Source organism: Pseudomonas sp. FP2335, from assembly GCF_030687535.1.
Classification (GTDB): domain Bacteria; phylum Pseudomonadota; class Gammaproteobacteria; order Pseudomonadales; family Pseudomonadaceae; genus Aquipseudomonas.
On sequence record NZ_CP117437.1, the window covers coordinates 5,699,123 to 5,715,486 of the forward strand.

Below are 16,364 nucleotides of genomic sequence, written 5' to 3' on the forward strand. Positions count from 1 at the left end.
AAAAACGCTACTTTTCGCAGCCCCCCTCGCCAAAATCGTGCGCCACGTCACGACACTCAACACCGCCACTGGTATCAAATCCGTTACAAATTACAGCCAGGCGACTCACCCGTTTAACAATGCGCCAAATCACAATCGCCCAGGGAATGAGGCGCACATTGTGCAAAGGTCTGGGCTTGAACATCCCCATCACCTCAAGGAAGACCTTGTGATAAAGCCCCTAGCACTTGCTATCAGCGCGGCCTGCGCCCTGCTGCCGACCCACCTCCTGGCCTACGACTACGGCGAGCACGCCAACACCACCCTGGAAAAACTGATCAACGACTACCCCGGCCGTTATCGCGGCACGGCCAACTTCGCCGGGGCCGCCGATTGGATGCAGAGCCAGATGGGCACGGCCTACAGCATCAGCCGCCAGGACTTCACCTGGAACAACGGCAGTCGCGCGTCGCAAAACGTGGTGGCCTACGCCGCCGGCACCAAACCGCAGTACGTGGTGATTGGCGCACACTTCGACACCTTCTTCGGCCGCCCGACCCTGCAAGGCCTGGACGACAACGGCTCCGGCGCCAGCGTGCTGACGGAAGTGGCGAAGAACCTTGGCGGCCTGCAACTGGAAAACGGCTTGCAGATCGTCGGCTTTGGCGCCGAAGAGGAAGGCCTGCGCGGTTCGCGGGCGTTTGTCGCGTCGCTGAGCGCCAGCCAGCGCGCGAACATGCTGGCGATGATCAACCTCGACAGCCTGATCACCGGCGACATGATGTACGCCCACGCCGGCCAGAACAGCACCGCCAACCCGGCCTTGGCGTCGTTGCGCGAGCACACCTTTGAGATCGCCAAGGAATTGAACATCCCGCTGTTCACCAACCCCGGCCTGGACCCGCAATACCCCAAAGGCACCGGCTGCTGCAGCGATGGCGAGCCCTTCGAACCGCTGAACATCCCGATTCTGTATATAGAAGCCACCAACTGGGAACTGGGCGACCTCGACGGTTACACCCAGACCGACAACCCGAAGATCCCCGGCGGCTCGACCTGGCACGACCCCGCCGAAGACAACAAGGCCGTGCTCACCGACGCCTTCGGCCAGGCGCGCATCGATCAACGCCTGCGCGACTATTCGCGCCTGCTCAGCCGCCTCGTGCTGGAGTTGACCAACGCCGACCTGATGGCCTCCACCGCCTCGGGCGGCGCCGTTGCGCGCAATATGCAGGACAACCTGCAACGCCAGCACCAGGCCATGGTGCGCCTGCATGACCGGCGCTGGCTGACCTTGCAGTCGGCCAGCCGCGAGGTTGGCAGCTTTGATGGCGAGATCGGCGTGGACGGCGAATACAACCCGGACAGCGGCTTCGATACTGCCCCCAACCCCGAAGCGCGACGCGTGGGCCTGCATGCGCTGGGCGACTATCAACTGACCCCGAGCCTGAACATCGGCGCCAGCCTAAGCTACCTCAACGGCCGTGACACGCTTGAGCACCGTGGCAAACTCGACAGCGACACTTGGCAAGCCGCGGCCTATGCGCTGCTCAACGATGGCGGGCCGAGCTGGCTGGCCGGCGACCTGAGCATCGGCCACACCCGCTTCGAGTCCAAGCGCAACCTGCTGATCCAGGCGAATGGCGGGCCGATCCTGCTCAACCAGCAATTGACCGGCAACACCGACGCCCTGACCCTGGGCGCGCGCGTGCTGGGTGGCTATGACTTTGACTTCGGCGCCATCAAGAGCGGGCCTTTTGCAGGCCTGGACTACAGCCACTCGCGTATCGATAAATTCCGCGAAAAGCAGGACCTGCGCACGGCCCTGACCTACGAGGAACAGTCTTTCGACTCCCTGGAAGCCAGCCTCGGCTGGCGCGTGCGAGGCGCTGTCGCCCTGCCCTACGGCCTCAACCTGCTGCCTTACGGCGACATCGCTTGGGTCAAGGAGATGGCTGACGGCCGCCTGGACGACCTGCAACTGACCGCCCGCGCCGACGGCCAGGCGCGCACCGCCAAGCTGGGTTCAGCGGACAAGAGCTTTGGTCGCGCGCAAGTCGGCAGCCAATTGGCGATCACCCCGCAGCTGGGAGTATTTGCCGAGGTCAACGGCCGCCTGGGCCACAGCGAAGGCAGCCAGACCGGCTACTCGCTGGGGGTGCAATGGATGTTCTGATCAGGGCTTCTTGAACACGTAGAACAGGTTGGGCTCACTGGTCAGGTACAACGTACCGTCATCGTCCATGGCGATCCCTTCGGCCTGAGGCACGCGTTTTTTCAGGCCATGGCGCCCGTTGAGCAGCGACAAACTGCTCAACGGGCGACCGTCGACATCCAGCTCCAACACCAGAAACGACTCATCCGACAGCGCCAGCAAATGGCCGCTGCGCTCATCGTATTGCAGGCTCGACAGGTCACGCACAAACAGCCCGGCATCGCGCTTGGGGTTGTTGATCACATGCACCGAGTAGGTTTTTTCCGGCTTGAAATGGGGAAAGCCGTGAATCTCGTAGATCAGCATCGGGTCGCGCTCCTTGGCCACGAACAGACGCTTGCCCTGCGAGTCATAGGCCAGCCCTTCAAAGCCCTTGTTGCCACCCATGTGCAGGCCCAGGACCATTTGCTCGGCGTCGGCGGCATCGAGGAACTGCGTGTCGTCATCCACATGCACCTTGATCAGCCGCTGCTGGCGCTCGTCGCTGATGACGTAGATGCTCTCGCTGATGAATTCCACCGCCTCGGCATCCCCAAACCCCACCAGGGGGATGCGCCGCAGGATCTTGCCTTCCAGCGACAGTTCGATCAGCTCCGGGTTTCTATTGGTGACAGTAAACAGGCTCTTGCGCACCGGGTCGTAAGTCAGGGCCGACACATCACTGTCCAGGCCTTCGATGACCTGGGCCTCAAGGGTCACACGGTAATCGGCCAGGCCTATGGAATGCTCATTGGCTGGCTGGCGCCACGCCAGAAAGTTGAACCAGCCACGCTCGAACAGGCGAAATTCTTGCGCAACCACTGCAGCGCTGATCAGGGCGATCAGCGCAAGTAGCAGGAGGATAGGTGTGGGGCGGACAAGTCGGCGCATCGGGCGGGCTCAAAGTCAAAGGTGGCGCATGAATATCACGCCCGTCTGAATTTAAACTTAAACGCGCCCTGGTGTCTGGTGGATGCCGTTCTTAGAGAACTATCCGACGTAACCGAGGTGCTATTTGTGCTTTTCGAAGCGATAGAACAGGTTCGGCTCGCTGACCATGTACAGGTTGCCGTCCTCGTCCATGGTCACCCCTTCCGCACGTGGAATGGTGTCCTTGAGCCCATTGAAACCGCCAAGCAGGGTCATGAAGCTGACTTGCTCGCCCTTTTCATCCAGCTCCAGCAGCAGGTGGGAATCGGCCGAAAGCACCAGCCAGTGACCGGTGCGTGGGTCCACGGCCAGGGCCGAGAGGTTGCGCATGTCCAATTCGGTGCTACTCAGTTTTTGCTTGTCGCCAGCCAGGGTCTGGCTGCCGTCGCTTTTCCAGGTGAACAGCGCAGGCGGGCGTTCTTCGCCAAGGATGATCTGCTGGTTGCGCTTGTCCCAGGTGACGCCCTCAAAGGCTTTGTTCTGGTTCTTCGACGGGCCCAGGTCGTAGCTGTGGAAGTCGGCCTTGTTCAGCTGGGTCGTGTCGGTGTCGACCTTGACGATGGTCAAGGTGTGGTCACGCTCGTCGACCACGGCCAGCAGGTCGTTTTCCAGCACCGTCACGCCTTCCGGGTTGCTCCAGCCGTTGAGTGGCATCTTGCGCAGCACATCGCCTTGCAGGGTCAGCTCAACCAGGAACGGGTTTTTGCCCATGACGGAAAACAGGGTTTTGGTGCGGGGGTTGTAGGAAACGTCCGAAGCCTCATCCTTCTCCATGCCTGGCAAAAGTTTGCCATCGATCACCACCTGATAATCCGGCAGCCACACGCTCTGCTGGCGTTCGGCAGGGTTCTCGAAGCGTTCCTTGACCCACAGCATGCCGCGATCATCCCAGTGCATCGCCCAGGCGAGGCCATAGGTAATCACGCCGACCAATAGCAGCCAGGAATACCAGCGCAGGGCAAAACGCGAACGCGGCTTGGAGGTACTGCTGGGCAGGGTAACGGCCATGGGGGCGCTTTTTCCGGAAAGTCAGCGTTAGGTGATAGCACAGGATCTAGAAGCCCGCGCGCAAGAGGCTGAGGATTATCCGGATGGCGTGTGAAAAAAATGCAAAGAACTGGATTTTGCGGGCACACACAAAACCAATGTGGGAATGGGCTTGTGTGGGAGCGGGCTTGCTCGCGAAAGCGGTGTGTCAGTCAAAGATGTTCCAACTGAACCACCGTATTCGCGAGCAAGCCCGCTCCCACATTTTTAATCGCGTTTCGTCAGTACCTAGCGAACCACGCTTTCGAAGCGATTCACACCCGACAACTCCAGCACCAGCTCATCGCCCACATTCAGCGGGCCCACGCCGGCCGGGGTGCCGGTGAGGATCACGTCGCCAGCCTGCAGCGAGAAGCAGCCCGCCATGTACTGGATCATCGGCACGATCGGGTTGAGCATGATTGCGCTGTTGCCGTCCTGGCGCACTTCGCCATTGATGGTCAGGCGGATGCCGATGTCGGTCAGGTCAGGGAAGGTGCTGCTCACCACGAACGGCGCGATCACTGCCGCGCCATCGAAGGACTTGGCGATTTCCCACGGCAGGCCCTTGGCTTTCAGCTCGGCCTGCTTGTCGCGCAGGGTCAGGTCCAGCGCCGGGGCGAAACCAGAGATCGCGTCCAGCACTTCTTCGCGACTGGGCTTGGTCGACAGTGGTTTGCCGATCAACACTGCGATTTCCGCTTCGTAGTGCACCGAACCGCGCTCGGTAGGGATGGCAAACCCTCCTTCCAACGCCACCACGCAGCTGCCTGGCTTGATGAACAGCAACGGCTCGGTTGGCACCGGATTATCCAGTTCCTTGGCATGTTCGGCGTAGTTACGCCCAATGCACACCACTTTCCCTACCGGAAAGTGGATGTTGGTGCCGTCGACATACTTGTGCTGGTAGCTCATGGAACGACTCCTTCAGGGGCGATTAAACAGCGAAGATCTTGCCAGGGTTCATGATCCCGTTCGGGTCGAACACCGCTTTGACGGCTTTCATGTATTCGATCTCGACTGGCGAACGGCTGTAGGTCAGGTAATCGCGCTTGGTCATGCCCACTCCGTGTTCGGCGGAGATCGAACCGTTGTACTTCTCGACGGTTTCGAACACCCACTTGTTAACAGTGGCGCACTTGGCGAAGAACTCATCCTTGCTCAGGTTTTCCGGCTTGAGGATGTTCAGGTGCAGGTTGCCGTCGCCGATGTGGCCGAACCAGACGATTTCGAAGTCCGGGTAGTGTTCGCCGACGATCGCGTCGATTTCCTTCAAGAACGCCGGCACTTTCGACACGGTTACCGAGATGTCGTTCTTGTACGGAGTCCAGTGGGAAATGGTCTCGGAGATGTACTCGCGCAGTTTCCACAGGTTGTGCAGTTGGGTTTCGCTCTGGCTCATCACGCCGTCCAGCACCCAGCCCTGCTCCACGCAGTGTTCGAAGGTTTCCAGCGCGTGGTTGGCAACTTCTTCGGTGGTCGCTTCGAATTCCAGCAGCGCGTAGAACGGGCACTCGGTTTCGAACGGTGCCGGCACGTCGCCACGGCCGAGGACTTTGGCCAGGGCCTTGTCGGAGAAAAACTCAAAGGCTGTCAGGTCAAGCTTGCTTTGGAACGCGTGCAGCACCGGCATGATCGAGTCGAAATCAGTCGTGCCCAACACCATGGCGGTAAGGTTTTTCGGCGCACGGTCCAGGCGCATGGTGGCTTCGACCACAAAACCCAACGTCCCTTCGGCGCCGATGAACAGCTGGCGCATGTCGTAGCCGGTGGCGTTCTTGATCAGATCGCGGTTCAGCTCCAGTACGTCGCCCTTGCCGGTGACGACCTTCATGCCGGCCACCCAGTTGCGGGTCATGCCGTAGCGAATCACCTTGATCCCGCCGGCATTGGTGCCGATATTGCCGCCAATCTGGCTGGAACCGGAGGATGCGAAGTCCACCGGGTAGTACAGGCCGTTTTCTTCGGCAACGTTCTGCAGTTGCTTGGTGACCACGCCCGGCTGGCACACGGCGGTGCGGTCGGTGAGGTTCACGTCGAGGATCTGGTTCATATAGTCGAAGGACACGACCACTTCACCATTCGCCGCCACGGCAGCGGCCGACAGGCCTGTACGACCACCGGATGGCACCAGCGCGACCTTATGGTTATTGGCCCAACGCACGATGGCCTGGACCTGCTCGATGGTCTTGGGGAAGACAATGGCGGTCGGCGCGGGTGCGAAGTGCTTGGTCCAATCCTTGCCGTAAGCCTCCAGGGAGTCTGCATCGGTCAGCACTTTGCCAGGCTCAACCAGGGTCTTTAGCTCATCAATCAGGGCAGGATGGGTCATCGACAGAACTCTCGAACAATTCATGGTCATCCTGAGAACGCTTCACGTCGCAGGAATGAGTGTTTGCGGGGCGCGTATGCTAGCATACCGCCCCCGCAGGACAGAGCCCAAGGGCGTTTCTGCGGTGACGGCTTTCCTGCCGTCCGGGTCAGCTTAAGCGATCCGATTCCCTGCCATTTTTCTCCGGGATACAGGTTTACGCAGATGAGCAAGACTTCTCTCGATAAGAGCAAGATCAAGTTCCTTCTTCTGGAAGGCGTCCACCCATCGGCTGTCGACGTTCTGAAAGCCGCCGGGTACACCAGCATTGAGTACATCACCAGTTCTCTGCCGGAAGCCCAGCTCAAGGAAAAGATCGCCGACGCGCACTTCATCGGCATTCGCTCCCGCACTCAGCTGACCGAAGAAATCTTCGATCACGCCAAGAAACTCGTGGCGGTCGGCTGTTTCTGCATCGGCACCAACCAGGTCGACCTCAACGCAGCGCGCGAGCGCGGCATCGCGGTGTTCAACGCACCGTACTCCAACACCCGTTCCGTGGCGGAGCTGGTGCTGGCCGAGGCGATCCTGCTGTTGCGCGGCATTCCTGAGAAGAACGCTTCCTGCCACCGTGGCGGCTGGATCAAGAGCGCTGCCAACTCCTTCGAAATCCGCGGCAAGAAGCTGGGCATCATCGGTTACGGCTCGATCGGTACTCAACTGTCGGTCCTGGCCGAAGGCCTGGGCATGCAGGTGTTCTTCTACGACACCCTGACCAAGCTGCCATTGGGCAACGCCACCCAAGTGGCCAGCCTGACCGAACTGCTGGGCATGTCCGACATCGTGACCCTGCACGTTCCGGAAACCGCTGAGACCCAGTGGATGATCGGCGAGAAGGAAATCCGCGCCATCAAGAAAGGCGGCATCCTGATCAACGCTGCACGCGGCACCGTGGTCGAGCTGGACGCCCTGGCCGACGCGATCAAGGACAAGCACCTGATCGGCGCCGCCATCGACGTGTTCCCGGTGGAGCCACGCTCCAACGACGACATCTTCGAAAGCCCGCTGCGTGGCCTGGACAACGTGATCCTGACCCCGCACATCGGCGGTTCCACTGCCGAAGCCCAAGCCAACATCGGCCTGGAAGTGTCGGAGAAGCTGGTCAAGTACAGCGACAACGGTACGTCGGTATCCTCGGTGAACTTCCCGGAGGTGGCCCTGCCGGCTCACCCTGGCAAGCACCGTCTGCTGCACATCCACCAGAACATCCCTGGCGTGATGATGGAGATCAACAAGGTCTTCGCGGAAAACGGCATCAACATCTCCGGTCAATTCCTGCAGACCAACGAAAAGGTCGGCTACGTGGTGATCGACGTCGACGCCGAGTACTCGGACCTGGCACAAGAGAAACTGCAGCACATCAACGGCACTATCCGTAGCCGCGTGTTGTTCTAAGGTTTCAACCGCACCATGAAAAAGGGAGCCCCTCGGGGCTCCCTTTTTTGCATCTGAACAAATCTTACTTGACGTTAACCGTGATCACTTTCGAGGCTACAGTGGGCTCGAACTGGCGGTGTACGTTGTCGCCGGCCACCAGTTGCAGCGTGTGTTTGCCCGGGGTCAGGGTCAGTTCGGTTTCGGTTTGTGCCTTGCCGAAGTGGATCGAGGTGGCATCGGCTGGAATGGCTTCGTCGGCTTTGAGCGACTGCACGTCCCGGTCGACCAACAGGTGATGGTGGCCGGCGCCTTGCACTTGCTTGTCGATCGGCTCCAGGTCCAGGCCCTTGACGCCGAATTTGACGGTAAAGGTCTTATCGACCGTCGCGCCGTCTTTGGGCGAGACGATAAACACCTCGGCACCCTTCGGTGCAGGGGTACGAGGCACATCGGCGGCATTGGCCAACATCGAGGTACCCAGCAACAGGCTGGCAATCGTTGCACGGGACAAAAGGGCTTTCATTCGCTTCTCCAGTTTTTCCAGGAAATCTGTAGGGTTGTGACAACTTCGCGACAAATTGCTGTCCAAGGCACTCAACACCATAGCAAAGCGATGCTGAACGGCGCCTCGCACATAAAAAATTCTCTAGGAGTGACCATGCGCTTTTCGCCTGGCCTGTTACTGTTGCTGCCCCTCATGAGCCCCTTGGCTCACGCCGAACTGGTCGATGATGTGTTTGATCGTGGCGAACTGCGCATCGCCCTTGAAGCCAATACCCCGCCGTTCAACTTCAAGGAAGGCGACAAACTCACCGGTTTTGAAGTGGAACTCGGCGAGCAACTGGCCAAGGAGATGGACGTGCGCCCTTCGTTTATCACCACCGACGACGCCGATTTACTGCCAGGCGTGGAAACCGGCAAGTACGACGTGGCCATCAACCATATCGCTATGACTGCCGCCTTGCAGGATCGGTTCGATTTCAGTGAGGCGTATCGCGAGAAGCCTGAGCTGGCGATCCCGTTCCAGAAGGGCAACCCGGCGTTCAAGGCAAGTTTGGATAGCGCGCTGCAGCGGGTGAAGGCGGATGGGCGGTTGAAGGCGTTGGCGCAGAAGTGGCTGGAGAACGAGCCGCCGGTAGTCCAGCCACATTGAACTAGACACTTTCTGAGAGATGGGCCAAGGCCGCTGCCGCCTCGGGCAACTCCAGCTCACTGAACACCTGCACCCCGTGCTGTCTGAGCAGCGCTGTCGTCACGCCTTCGCCGCTCACCTTCACACCCGAGAAGGTGCCGTCATATGTCAGCAAATTTCCACAAGACGGGCTATTGGCCTTGAGCACGGCGATACGAATGCCATGCCGCTGCACCAACGCCAACGCCTGGCGAGCACCGTCGAGGAAGGCTTCGCTGAAATCTTCACCCTCAGCCGTCAACACCTGGGCTCGCCCTTCCCACACATCCACACCTTGCCCGCCGGGTATCTCGGCGGGCGGGCGCGGCGTGGGCAAGCCACCGGAGACTTCCGGGCAGATCGCCACCACCCGCCCTTCGGCCTGCCACGCCGCCAATTGATCGAACGGCCCACTGGCGCCACCGTCGTAGCGCACCTTGTGCCCGAGCAAACAGCGGCTGATCAGAATCTTTTCCATGCTTAAAACGGCTCGTTGCCGCGCCGGCGAAACCAACCGGTCAAGGACAGGCGTTCGCGCGTGGCGGGCAGCACTTCATGGGGCACTTCGCCAGACAGGAACACCACCAGGCTTCCCCCCGCAGGGTCCACGTCGTATTCGACACCGTCCTTGAGGTACATGCGCAACTGGCCGCCCTGCTCGGACAGCCAGGCCTCGTTCAAGTAGATCACCGCCGAGACCGTGCGCCGGTCATCGTCGCGAAAGCGGTCGAGGTGCTTGAGGTAAAACGCCCCCGGCGGGTACATCGCGAAGTGGCTTTCGAAGTCTTCCAGGCCAAGGAACAGGCTGCGGTTCATCGCCAGACGCAGGCTGTCCATCAACGCCATGTAGGTATCGCAGACGGGCGAGTCACCCTCCTCCAGCCACTGGATATGGTCACCACGGATACCCTCACGGACCTCCTGGGTCGGACCACGTCCTACTGCCGCCGGTGCCAATTCACCTTCAGCCGCACGTTTACGGCACTCAGCCGCCAGTTCCAGGGTCAGAGCCTGGGGCACGAAGCCGTCCTGCCGCGACCAGCCCTTTTCAGCCAGGTCGTCGACAATACGTTGCAACAGCGGGTGATCGAGGGGTATTTGCATGGCGCGCATAGTATCCATACGCCTGTGAATCCGACAGAGCCGCCGAGCATCTGAATACACTTTAGTCAGGCGACTGATAGGACTTCTCGACAAATCCTACGCCCGACACGGACAATAGTGGCCGACTGACAGGAGTCCCTAATGCGTCGTTTGTTTTTATCCTTGCTGATGTTCTGCGTAATGCCCGCCTGGGCAGACGGCCATGACCAGTTGTACAAGGTCGCCGGCTGGGCCGAACAACGTGCGCATTTCAATGACGCCCTCAGTGCCGCCCAGCAACGCTACCGCAACAGCCTGCCGCCGGCGGTTTACCAAGCGCTGGTAGACAACAGCAATAAACGCTTCGCCGCCCAGGCCATGGACCAGCGTGCCGAGGCGCAGTTGCGCAAGAATTTGGCCGACCCGGCACCCGCGCTGGCGTTCTTCCAGTCGCCCTTGGGCCGCAAAATTGTGGCCGCCGAGTTGCTGGCCACGCGCCGCGACCAGTTGGCGAAAAACGCCCAGGGCCTGCCGAAAATCGAAGCCGACGCCACTCGCAGCCTGATCATCGGTCACCTGGCGCAAGCACTGCCCGCCCGTGAAGCCGGTGCGGAAGTCAGCCTGGCGATTGCCGGGGTGGCTGCCGACAGCTTGAGCCAGATGATTCCCGGGCTGCTTGGCGGTGGTCAGGCGCAAGGCATGCTGAATGGCCAGCGTGAGCGGTTGATGCAGCAGATTGGCAATGATCTGAACAATACGTTGCTGTACGTCTATCGGGATTTGTCTGACCCGGAGCTGGAAGAATTCGCCACGTTTGCCGAATCACCAGAGGGTAAGGCGTATTACCAGGCGGCGCTGGCGGCGATTCGCGCAGGGCTTGCTGTTGGCCAAAGCACTTCAAGCCTGACGCAGTAATCAGTGTGGAATGGGCTTATGTGGGAGCGGGCTTGCTCGCGAAAGCGGCGGCTCAGTCAAAACATCTGTGACTGACATACCGTATTCGCGAGCAAGCCCGCTCCCACATTTTGAACGGTGTTACTTCAGTTGGTCCGTGAGGAAACTGAAGTACTCCTGGCGAATCTCCGCAATCTCATTCGCCAAGTGATGCCTCCCCCGCGCCAGCATCAACACTTCGGGCTGATCGAACTTACCCCGCAGCACCTGCAAATTGTGCCGCCAGTCCACCGTCATATCTTCCTCGCCCTGCACAATCACCGGCCGTCGTGAGCTACGCGGGGCGGCTTCGATGCGCTTGATCCAGCGGGCCAACGCGCCCACCCACGCTGTCGGCAGTTGCCGTGGTTGCAGCGGGTCGGCTTCGAGGAACGGCTTGAACGCGGGGTCGTTGGTGTTATCGCTGAACCGCCGCGCGATGCCTTTGACGAACGGCCGCAGCAGGTAATAACTGACCTGCGACCAGCCCCACGCACGCGGTCGCACCAATGGCGACAACAGGAACGTCTTACCCTGGGCCGGGCTGTCGGCGCCATGGTTGAGCAAGTGATCCACCACCACCGCACCGCCGGTGCTTTGCCCGAACAGGTGCCACGGCTGCGGCAATTGCAGCGTCAGGGCCTCGGCAAATAGCGCCTGCAGCACCTGCTGGTACACCGCAAAATCATCAATGCTCGCCCGCTCGCCGCTGGACAGGCCGTGGCCCGGCAAATCGCAGGCAATCACCACAAAGCCCTGCTCCAACGCCCACTTCACCACGTGGCGATACAGCCCCATGTGGTCGTAGAAGCCGTGATACATGAACATCGTCGCCACAGGCTGGGCCGGCCACCACACTTGCGCAACAACCTCGAACCCAGCCACCTCGAAACGCCCCAGGCGACTGACGGCCTGATCGAGCCCGTAGAAACGCTGGTAGACCCGCGCCTCGGCGCTGAGCGGTTGCGCGTCCACCAGGGGCCGCAAGCTTTCGCGCAGATGATCGGGGTCAAAGGTGACGGGCATAAAGGCTTCCAGACTGGCGGCGCAGATGAATATCGAGCTGCGATATTCATCTGTCAGGACAAGCATGGCAAGCTACGCGACCTTCGAGGATACATCTGAATGCGACCGTCCTACCGTTCCGCCCTGTTCGCCAGCCTGCTCCTGGTCATCTGCGCCGGTGTGCTGTGGGCGGCGTATGACTGGTTCCAGGGCCGCTATCTGCGCGCTTTCAGCGAACACACGGCGGTGTTTTCCGGCGATCCGTTGACACTGCCTGCCGACCTCGCCGGCCCCGGCCCGATCCGCCTGGTGCATTTCTGGGACCCGGCCTGCCCGTGCAACGTCGGCAACCAGCAACATCTGGGCGAGCTGATCGAGCGCTACGCGCCCCAGGGCGTCGAGTTCTACGCCCTGCAAAAACCCGGCAGCCACGGCCAACTGCCGGAAAACCTGCGCCAGATGAAAATCCTCAACGCCCTGCCCGGCGCCGACCAGGTGCCCGCCAGCCCCGCCGTGGGCATCTGGGATCGCAGCGGCAAGCTCGCGTATTTCGGGCCCTACAGCGAAGGGCTGACGTGCAACTCCAGCAACAGTTTTATCGAGCCGATCCTCATGGCACTGGAGAGCGGACGCGAAGTGAATGCCACGCACACCCTGGCGGTGGGCTGCTATTGTTCGTGGCCTAAGGATCAGTAGTCCGTCCCCCATTCTTGCCAAGGAAAGTTCATGAAGCGCGTCTTGCAGGTTCTCGCGGTTCTGCTGGTGTTGGTCGCCCTCGGCGCAGGCCTGTACATCTACAGCAAGCAACCGACCCGCCAGGGCACGGTGATGCTGAGCAACCTGCAAGGCTCGGTCACGGTGCGCTACGACGACCGTGGCGTGCCGCATATCCGCGCCGAAAACGAGACCGATCTGTACCGCGCCCTGGGCTATGTCCATGCCCAGGACCGGCTGTTCCAGATGGAAATCATGCGGCGCCTGGCCCGCGGCGAACTGGCCGAAGTGCTCGGGCCCAAGGTGCTGGAGACCGACAAGCTGTTCCGCAGCCTGCGCATTCGCGAGCGTGCCACCACCTATGTGGCGCAGTTGGACCATGAGTCCGCACACTGGAAAGCCCTGCAAGCCTATCTGGACGGCATCAATCAGTATCAGGACAGCCACGCCAGCCCGGTGGAGTTCGACGTGCTGGGCATCCCCAAGCGCGCGTTTACCGCCGAGGACACCATCAGCGTCGCCGGGTACATGGCCTACAGCTTTGCCGCCGCGTTTCGTACCGAACCTTTGCTGACTTACGTACGCGACCAGTTGGGCAGCGACTACCTGAAAGTCTTCGACCTCGACTGGCAACCCAAGGGCGCCCTCAACCTCGCCGCCAGCGATTGGCAAACCCTCGGCGCCCTTGCCTCCCTGAGCGAGCAGGCACTGGCCGACAACGGCTTGCCGCAATTCGAAGGCAGCAACGCCTGGGCCATCAGCGGCAACCGTACCAAGAGCGGCAAGCCGTTGCTGGCGGGCGACCCGCATATCCGCTTCTCGGTGCCGTCGGTGTGGTACGAGGCGCAGCTGTCGGCGCCGGGCTTTGAGCTGTATGGCTATCACAACGCGCTGGTGCCGGTGGCGTTCCTGGGGCACAACCTGGACTTCGGCTGGAGCCTGACCATGTTCCAGAACGATGACCTCGACCTGATCGCCGAGAAGGTCAACCCGGACAACCCCAACCAGGTCTGGTACCACGACCAATGGGTCGACATGACCCGCACCGAGCAACAGATCAAGGTCAAGGGCGAGGCGCCGGTCAGCCTCACCCTGCGCCAGTCGCCCCACGGGCCGATCATCAATGACGTGCTCGGGGAAAATGCCGGCAAGACGCCGATTGCCATGTGGTGGGCATTCCTCGACACGCAGAACCCGATCCTCGAAGGTTTCTACCAGCTCAACCGTGCCGACACCCTGGCCAAGGCCCGCGCGGCGGCGGCCAAGGTGTCGGCGCCGGGTTTGAACATCGTCTGGGCCAACGCCAAGGGCGATATTGGCTGGTGGGCCTCGGCCCAGCTGCCGATCCGCCCGGCCGGGGTCAACGCCGGGTTTATCCTCGACGGCAGCACAGCCCAGGCTGACAAGCTGGGCTTCTACCCCTTCAGCGCCAACCCCCAGGAAGAAAACCCGGCACGCGGTTACGTGGTGTCGGCCAATGCCCAGCCGGTCTCGCCCACCGGCATGGAGATCCCGGGCTATTACAACCTCGCTGATCGCGGCCAGCAGTTGAATGCGCAATTGAGCGACAAGAGCGTGAAATGGGACGTGAACAACAGCCAGGCCCTGCAACTGGGCACCACCACCGCCTTCGGCCCGCGCCTGCTGGCGCCGCTATTGCCGGTGCTGCGCGAGGTGGTCAAGGACCCGGCGCAGCTGCCACTGCTGGAGCAACTGGCCAGCTGGAAAGGCGACTACCCGCTGGACTCCACCAGCGCCACGCTGTTCAACCAGTTCCTGTTCAACCTCGCCGACGCGGCGTTCCACCCCAAGCTCGGCGACGGCATGTTCAAGACCCTGCTCGGCACCCGTGTGATCGACGCCGCGCTGCCGCGTCTGGCCGCATCGGCGGATTCACCCTGGTGGAATGGCCAGCGTACCGAGACCGTCAAGCGCGCCTGGGACAACAGCCTCGCGCACCTCAAGGCAACCTTGGGCGATGACCCGAGCCAGTGGCAATGGGGCAAGGCCCACACCCTGACCCACGGCCATCCGCTGGGTATGCAGAAGCCGTTGGACAGCGTGTTCAACGTCGGCCCATTCCCGGCGCCGGGCACCCATGAAGTGCCGAACAACCAGTCCGCCGCTATCGGCCCGGCGCCATGGCCGGTGACCTATGGCCCATCTACCCGACGCCTGATCGACTTTGCCGACGTAGCCCACGCCCTGACCATCAACCCGGTGGGACAAAGCGGGGTGCCTTTTGATCGGCACTATGGGGATCAGGCGGAGACTTATATCGAGGGTGGCTACGAACAGGCGCATTTCACCGATGAAGAAGTCACGGCCAATACCCGTGGCACGTTGAAACTGCTGCCAGCCCGATAACGGCTTGGAATCCGGTCAAAATGTGGGAGCGGGCTTGCTCGCGAATGCGGTGGATCAGTAGAAACATCTGTAACTGACACACCGTATTCGCGAGCAAGCCCGCTCCCACAAAAGCCAGCTCCCACAGTGGGTCCGAGTACTGCTTCAGATCGGTGCGGCAAAGTTGAGCCGGAACTGTTGTGGTGTCACGCCCAACCGGCGGTTGAACACACTGCGCATATGCTGGGCATCACGAAAGCCACACCGATAAGCCACGGTCTTGAGCGGCGCGTGGCTGCTTTCAAGCATCACCCGCGCCGCATCCACCCTTGCCCGCTCGACAAACTCCGCCGGGGTGATCCGCGCTTCACGGGCAAACACCCGGGAGAAGTTGCGCGCACTCATATTGGCCGCCTTGGCCAGGTCGGCGATGCCCAGGTCACCAGTCAGGTTGGCCAGCACGTAGAGCTGCACCAACGCCACCGCCGAGGTGGTTTCGGCGTGGGGCGTCAGGAACGGACTGAACTGCGACTGCCCGCCCGCTCGCTGGGTGAACACCACCAATCGCTTGGCCACGCTCAGCGCGACTTCCGGGCCGTGGTCCTGGGCCAGCAAATACAGCGACAAGTCGATGCCCGCCGTAACCCCGGCCGAGGTGTAGAGATTGCCGTCCTGCACGTAGAGACGGTCGGCTTCGACCCTGGCCGACGGGCACAGGCGCGCCAGGTCGGCGGCGTCATTCCAGTGGGTGGTGACGGTTTTGCCCTCCAGCAACCCGGCGCGAGCCAGCATGAACGCGCCGTTGCAGATCGAACCGAAGCGCTGGGCACGGGCGGCGGCGGCGCGCAGCCAGGCGTCGAACCCGGCGCCGAAATCTTCGAAAGGCAACCGTGGGCCGCCGGCGACCAACAAGAGGTCATAGGGCTCAAGGGCTTCGCTGTAATGCCGATGGGCCTGCAATGACAAGCCATTGGAGGCGGTCATGTTGCCGTGGCCGAGGCCGATGACGTCCAACTGGTAGTGGTCCTGGGTTGGCAGGAAGCGGTTGGCCTCGCAGAACACGTCCATCGGACCGCTCACGTCCAGTGACTGGACGCCGGGGAAGATCAGGATGGCGACGGTTTTGCTCATGAACAGGCACACCTTCTCTAACTGGATAAACACAGCCCCCCCTGTGGGAGCTGGCTTGCCTGCGATGCAGACACCTCGGTGCAGCAGGTATACCGAGGTGATGC

At 61.4% G+C, this 16,364-nt stretch carries 15 protein-coding genes; 6 read left to right on the forward strand and 9 right to left on the reverse strand.

From position 1 onward, the window contains the following. Positions 1-208 precede the first annotated feature (208 nt). A complete protein-coding gene (locus tag PSH81_RS25770; protein WP_305391696.1) occupies positions 209-2,155 on the forward strand; it encodes an autotransporter domain-containing protein in 1,947 nt (648 codons plus the stop codon). On the opposite strand, the gene PSH81_RS25775 is transcribed toward PSH81_RS25770, so the two are convergent. From PSH81_RS25775 to PSH81_RS25790, 4 genes are all read right to left on the reverse strand, one after another. Then, a complete protein-coding gene (locus PSH81_RS25775) occupies positions 2,156-3,064 on the reverse strand; it encodes an SdiA-regulated domain-containing protein (protein WP_305391697.1) in 909 nt (302 codons plus the stop codon). It lies immediately after the preceding gene. A gap of 120 nt (positions 3,065-3,184) precedes the next feature. Further along, entirely contained in the window at positions 3,185-4,111 is a 927-nt protein-coding gene (locus PSH81_RS25780; protein WP_305391698.1) for an SdiA-regulated domain-containing protein, read from the reverse strand. A gap of 267 nt (positions 4,112-4,378) precedes the next feature. Beyond that, on the reverse strand, positions 4,379-5,044 hold the full coding sequence (locus tag PSH81_RS25785; protein ID WP_226454597.1) for a fumarylacetoacetate hydrolase family protein: 666 nt from the start codon (positions 5,042-5,044) through the stop codon (positions 4,379-4,381). A 22-nt stretch (positions 5,045-5,066) separates the two neighbouring features. Continuing rightward, the gene (locus PSH81_RS25790) at positions 5,067-6,461 is read right to left on the reverse strand and encodes an FAD-binding oxidoreductase (protein WP_192297887.1); all 1,395 of its coding nucleotides are present in this window, start codon (positions 6,459-6,461) and stop codon (positions 5,067-5,069) included. A gap of 204 nt (positions 6,462-6,665) precedes the next feature. Here PSH81_RS25790 and serA point away from each other — a divergent pair, with 204 nt between their 5' ends. Next, complete coding sequence (serA, locus tag PSH81_RS25795; protein ID WP_192297888.1) at positions 6,666-7,895, forward strand: phosphoglycerate dehydrogenase; 1,230 nt, start codon at positions 6,666-6,668, stop codon at positions 7,893-7,895. Between the two features lie 64 nt (positions 7,896-7,959). Here serA and PSH81_RS25800 read toward each other — a convergent pair whose 3' ends face one another. Next, a complete protein-coding gene (locus PSH81_RS25800) occupies positions 7,960-8,400 on the reverse strand; it encodes a DUF4399 domain-containing protein (RefSeq protein ID WP_305391699.1) in 441 nt (146 codons plus the stop codon). A gap of 135 nt (positions 8,401-8,535) precedes the next feature. Between PSH81_RS25800 and PSH81_RS25805 the strand changes: the two genes are divergently transcribed. Then, complete coding sequence (locus tag PSH81_RS25805) at positions 8,536-9,030, forward strand: transporter substrate-binding domain-containing protein (protein WP_226454598.1); 495 nt, start codon at positions 8,536-8,538, stop codon at positions 9,028-9,030. A 1-nt stretch (position 9,031) separates the two neighbouring features. Here PSH81_RS25805 and PSH81_RS25810 read toward each other — a convergent pair whose 3' ends face one another. Both PSH81_RS25810 and PSH81_RS25815 read right to left on the reverse strand, forming a co-directional pair. Then, positions 9,032-9,526 carry a DUF523 domain-containing protein gene (locus PSH81_RS25810; protein WP_226454599.1) on the reverse strand — a complete coding sequence of 165 codons (495 nt, stop codon included), beginning with the start codon at positions 9,524-9,526 and terminating at the stop codon, positions 9,032-9,034. A 2-nt stretch (positions 9,527-9,528) separates the two neighbouring features. Next, entirely contained in the window at positions 9,529-10,161 is a 633-nt protein-coding gene (locus PSH81_RS25815) for a 2OG-Fe(II) oxygenase (RefSeq protein ID WP_192298236.1), read from the reverse strand. A 132-nt stretch (positions 10,162-10,293) separates the two neighbouring features. Here PSH81_RS25815 and PSH81_RS25820 point away from each other — a divergent pair, with 132 nt between their 5' ends. Next, positions 10,294-11,046: a DUF2059 domain-containing protein gene (locus PSH81_RS25820; RefSeq protein WP_192297892.1), complete on the forward strand. Its 753-nt coding sequence runs from the start codon at positions 10,294-10,296 to the stop codon at positions 11,044-11,046. Positions 11,047-11,166: 120 nt separating this feature from the next. On the opposite strand, the gene PSH81_RS25825 is transcribed toward PSH81_RS25820, so the two are convergent. Then, the gene (locus tag PSH81_RS25825; protein ID WP_305391700.1) at positions 11,167-12,090 is read right to left on the reverse strand and encodes an alpha/beta hydrolase; all 924 of its coding nucleotides are present in this window, start codon (positions 12,088-12,090) and stop codon (positions 11,167-11,169) included. Positions 12,091-12,189: 99 nt separating this feature from the next. Here PSH81_RS25825 and PSH81_RS25830 point away from each other — a divergent pair, with 99 nt between their 5' ends. Beyond that, a complete protein-coding gene (locus PSH81_RS25830; protein ID WP_226454601.1) occupies positions 12,190-12,765 on the forward strand; it encodes a DUF6436 domain-containing protein in 576 nt (191 codons plus the stop codon). A gap of 30 nt (positions 12,766-12,795) precedes the next feature. Continuing rightward, positions 12,796-15,150 carry a penicillin acylase family protein gene (locus PSH81_RS25835; protein ID WP_305391701.1) on the forward strand — a complete coding sequence of 785 codons (2,355 nt, stop codon included), beginning with the start codon at positions 12,796-12,798 and terminating at the stop codon, positions 15,148-15,150. A 144-nt stretch (positions 15,151-15,294) separates the two neighbouring features. Here the strand turns inward: PSH81_RS25835 and PSH81_RS25840 are convergent, their stop codons facing one another. Beyond that, positions 15,295-16,260, reverse strand: a complete 966-nt coding sequence (locus PSH81_RS25840) for a GlxA family transcriptional regulator (protein WP_305391702.1) — start codon at positions 16,258-16,260, stop codon at positions 15,295-15,297. Positions 16,261-16,364: the final 104 nt, after the last annotated feature.

Excerpts from the sequence above, each read along its gene's own strand:
- PSH81_RS25775 (WP_305391697.1), bottom strand. The coding sequence starts at position 3,064 with ATGCGCCGACTTGTCCGCCCCACACCTATCCTCCTGCTACTTGCGCTG.
- PSH81_RS25780 (WP_305391698.1), bottom strand. The coding sequence starts at position 4,111 with ATGGCCGTTACCCTGCCCAGCAGTACCTCCAAGCCGCGTTCGCGTTTT.
- PSH81_RS25785 (WP_226454597.1), bottom strand. The coding sequence starts at position 5,044 with ATGAGCTACCAGCACAAGTATGTCGACGGCACCAACATCCACTTTCCG.
- PSH81_RS25790 (WP_192297887.1), bottom strand. The coding sequence starts at position 6,461 with ATGACCCATCCTGCCCTGATTGATGAGCTAAAGACCCTGGTTGAGCCT.
- serA (WP_192297888.1), top strand. The coding sequence starts at position 6,666 with ATGAGCAAGACTTCTCTCGATAAGAGCAAGATCAAGTTCCTTCTTCTG.
- PSH81_RS25800 (WP_305391699.1), bottom strand. The coding sequence starts at position 8,400 with ATGAAAGCCCTTTTGTCCCGTGCAACGATTGCCAGCCTGTTGCTGGGT.
- PSH81_RS25805 (WP_226454598.1), top strand. The coding sequence starts at position 8,536 with ATGCGCTTTTCGCCTGGCCTGTTACTGTTGCTGCCCCTCATGAGCCCC.
- PSH81_RS25810 (WP_226454599.1), bottom strand. The coding sequence starts at position 9,526 with ATGGAAAAGATTCTGATCAGCCGCTGTTTGCTCGGGCACAAGGTGCGC.
- PSH81_RS25815 (WP_192298236.1), bottom strand. The coding sequence starts at position 10,161 with ATGCGCGCCATGCAAATACCCCTCGATCACCCGCTGTTGCAACGTATT.
- PSH81_RS25820 (WP_192297892.1), top strand. The coding sequence starts at position 10,294 with ATGCGTCGTTTGTTTTTATCCTTGCTGATGTTCTGCGTAATGCCCGCC.
- PSH81_RS25825 (WP_305391700.1), bottom strand. The coding sequence starts at position 12,090 with ATGCCCGTCACCTTTGACCCCGATCATCTGCGCGAAAGCTTGCGGCCC.
- PSH81_RS25830 (WP_226454601.1), top strand. The coding sequence starts at position 12,190 with ATGCGACCGTCCTACCGTTCCGCCCTGTTCGCCAGCCTGCTCCTGGTC.
- PSH81_RS25835 (WP_305391701.1), top strand. The coding sequence starts at position 12,796 with ATGAAGCGCGTCTTGCAGGTTCTCGCGGTTCTGCTGGTGTTGGTCGCC.
- PSH81_RS25840 (WP_305391702.1), bottom strand. The coding sequence starts at position 16,260 with ATGAGCAAAACCGTCGCCATCCTGATCTTCCCCGGCGTCCAGTCACTG.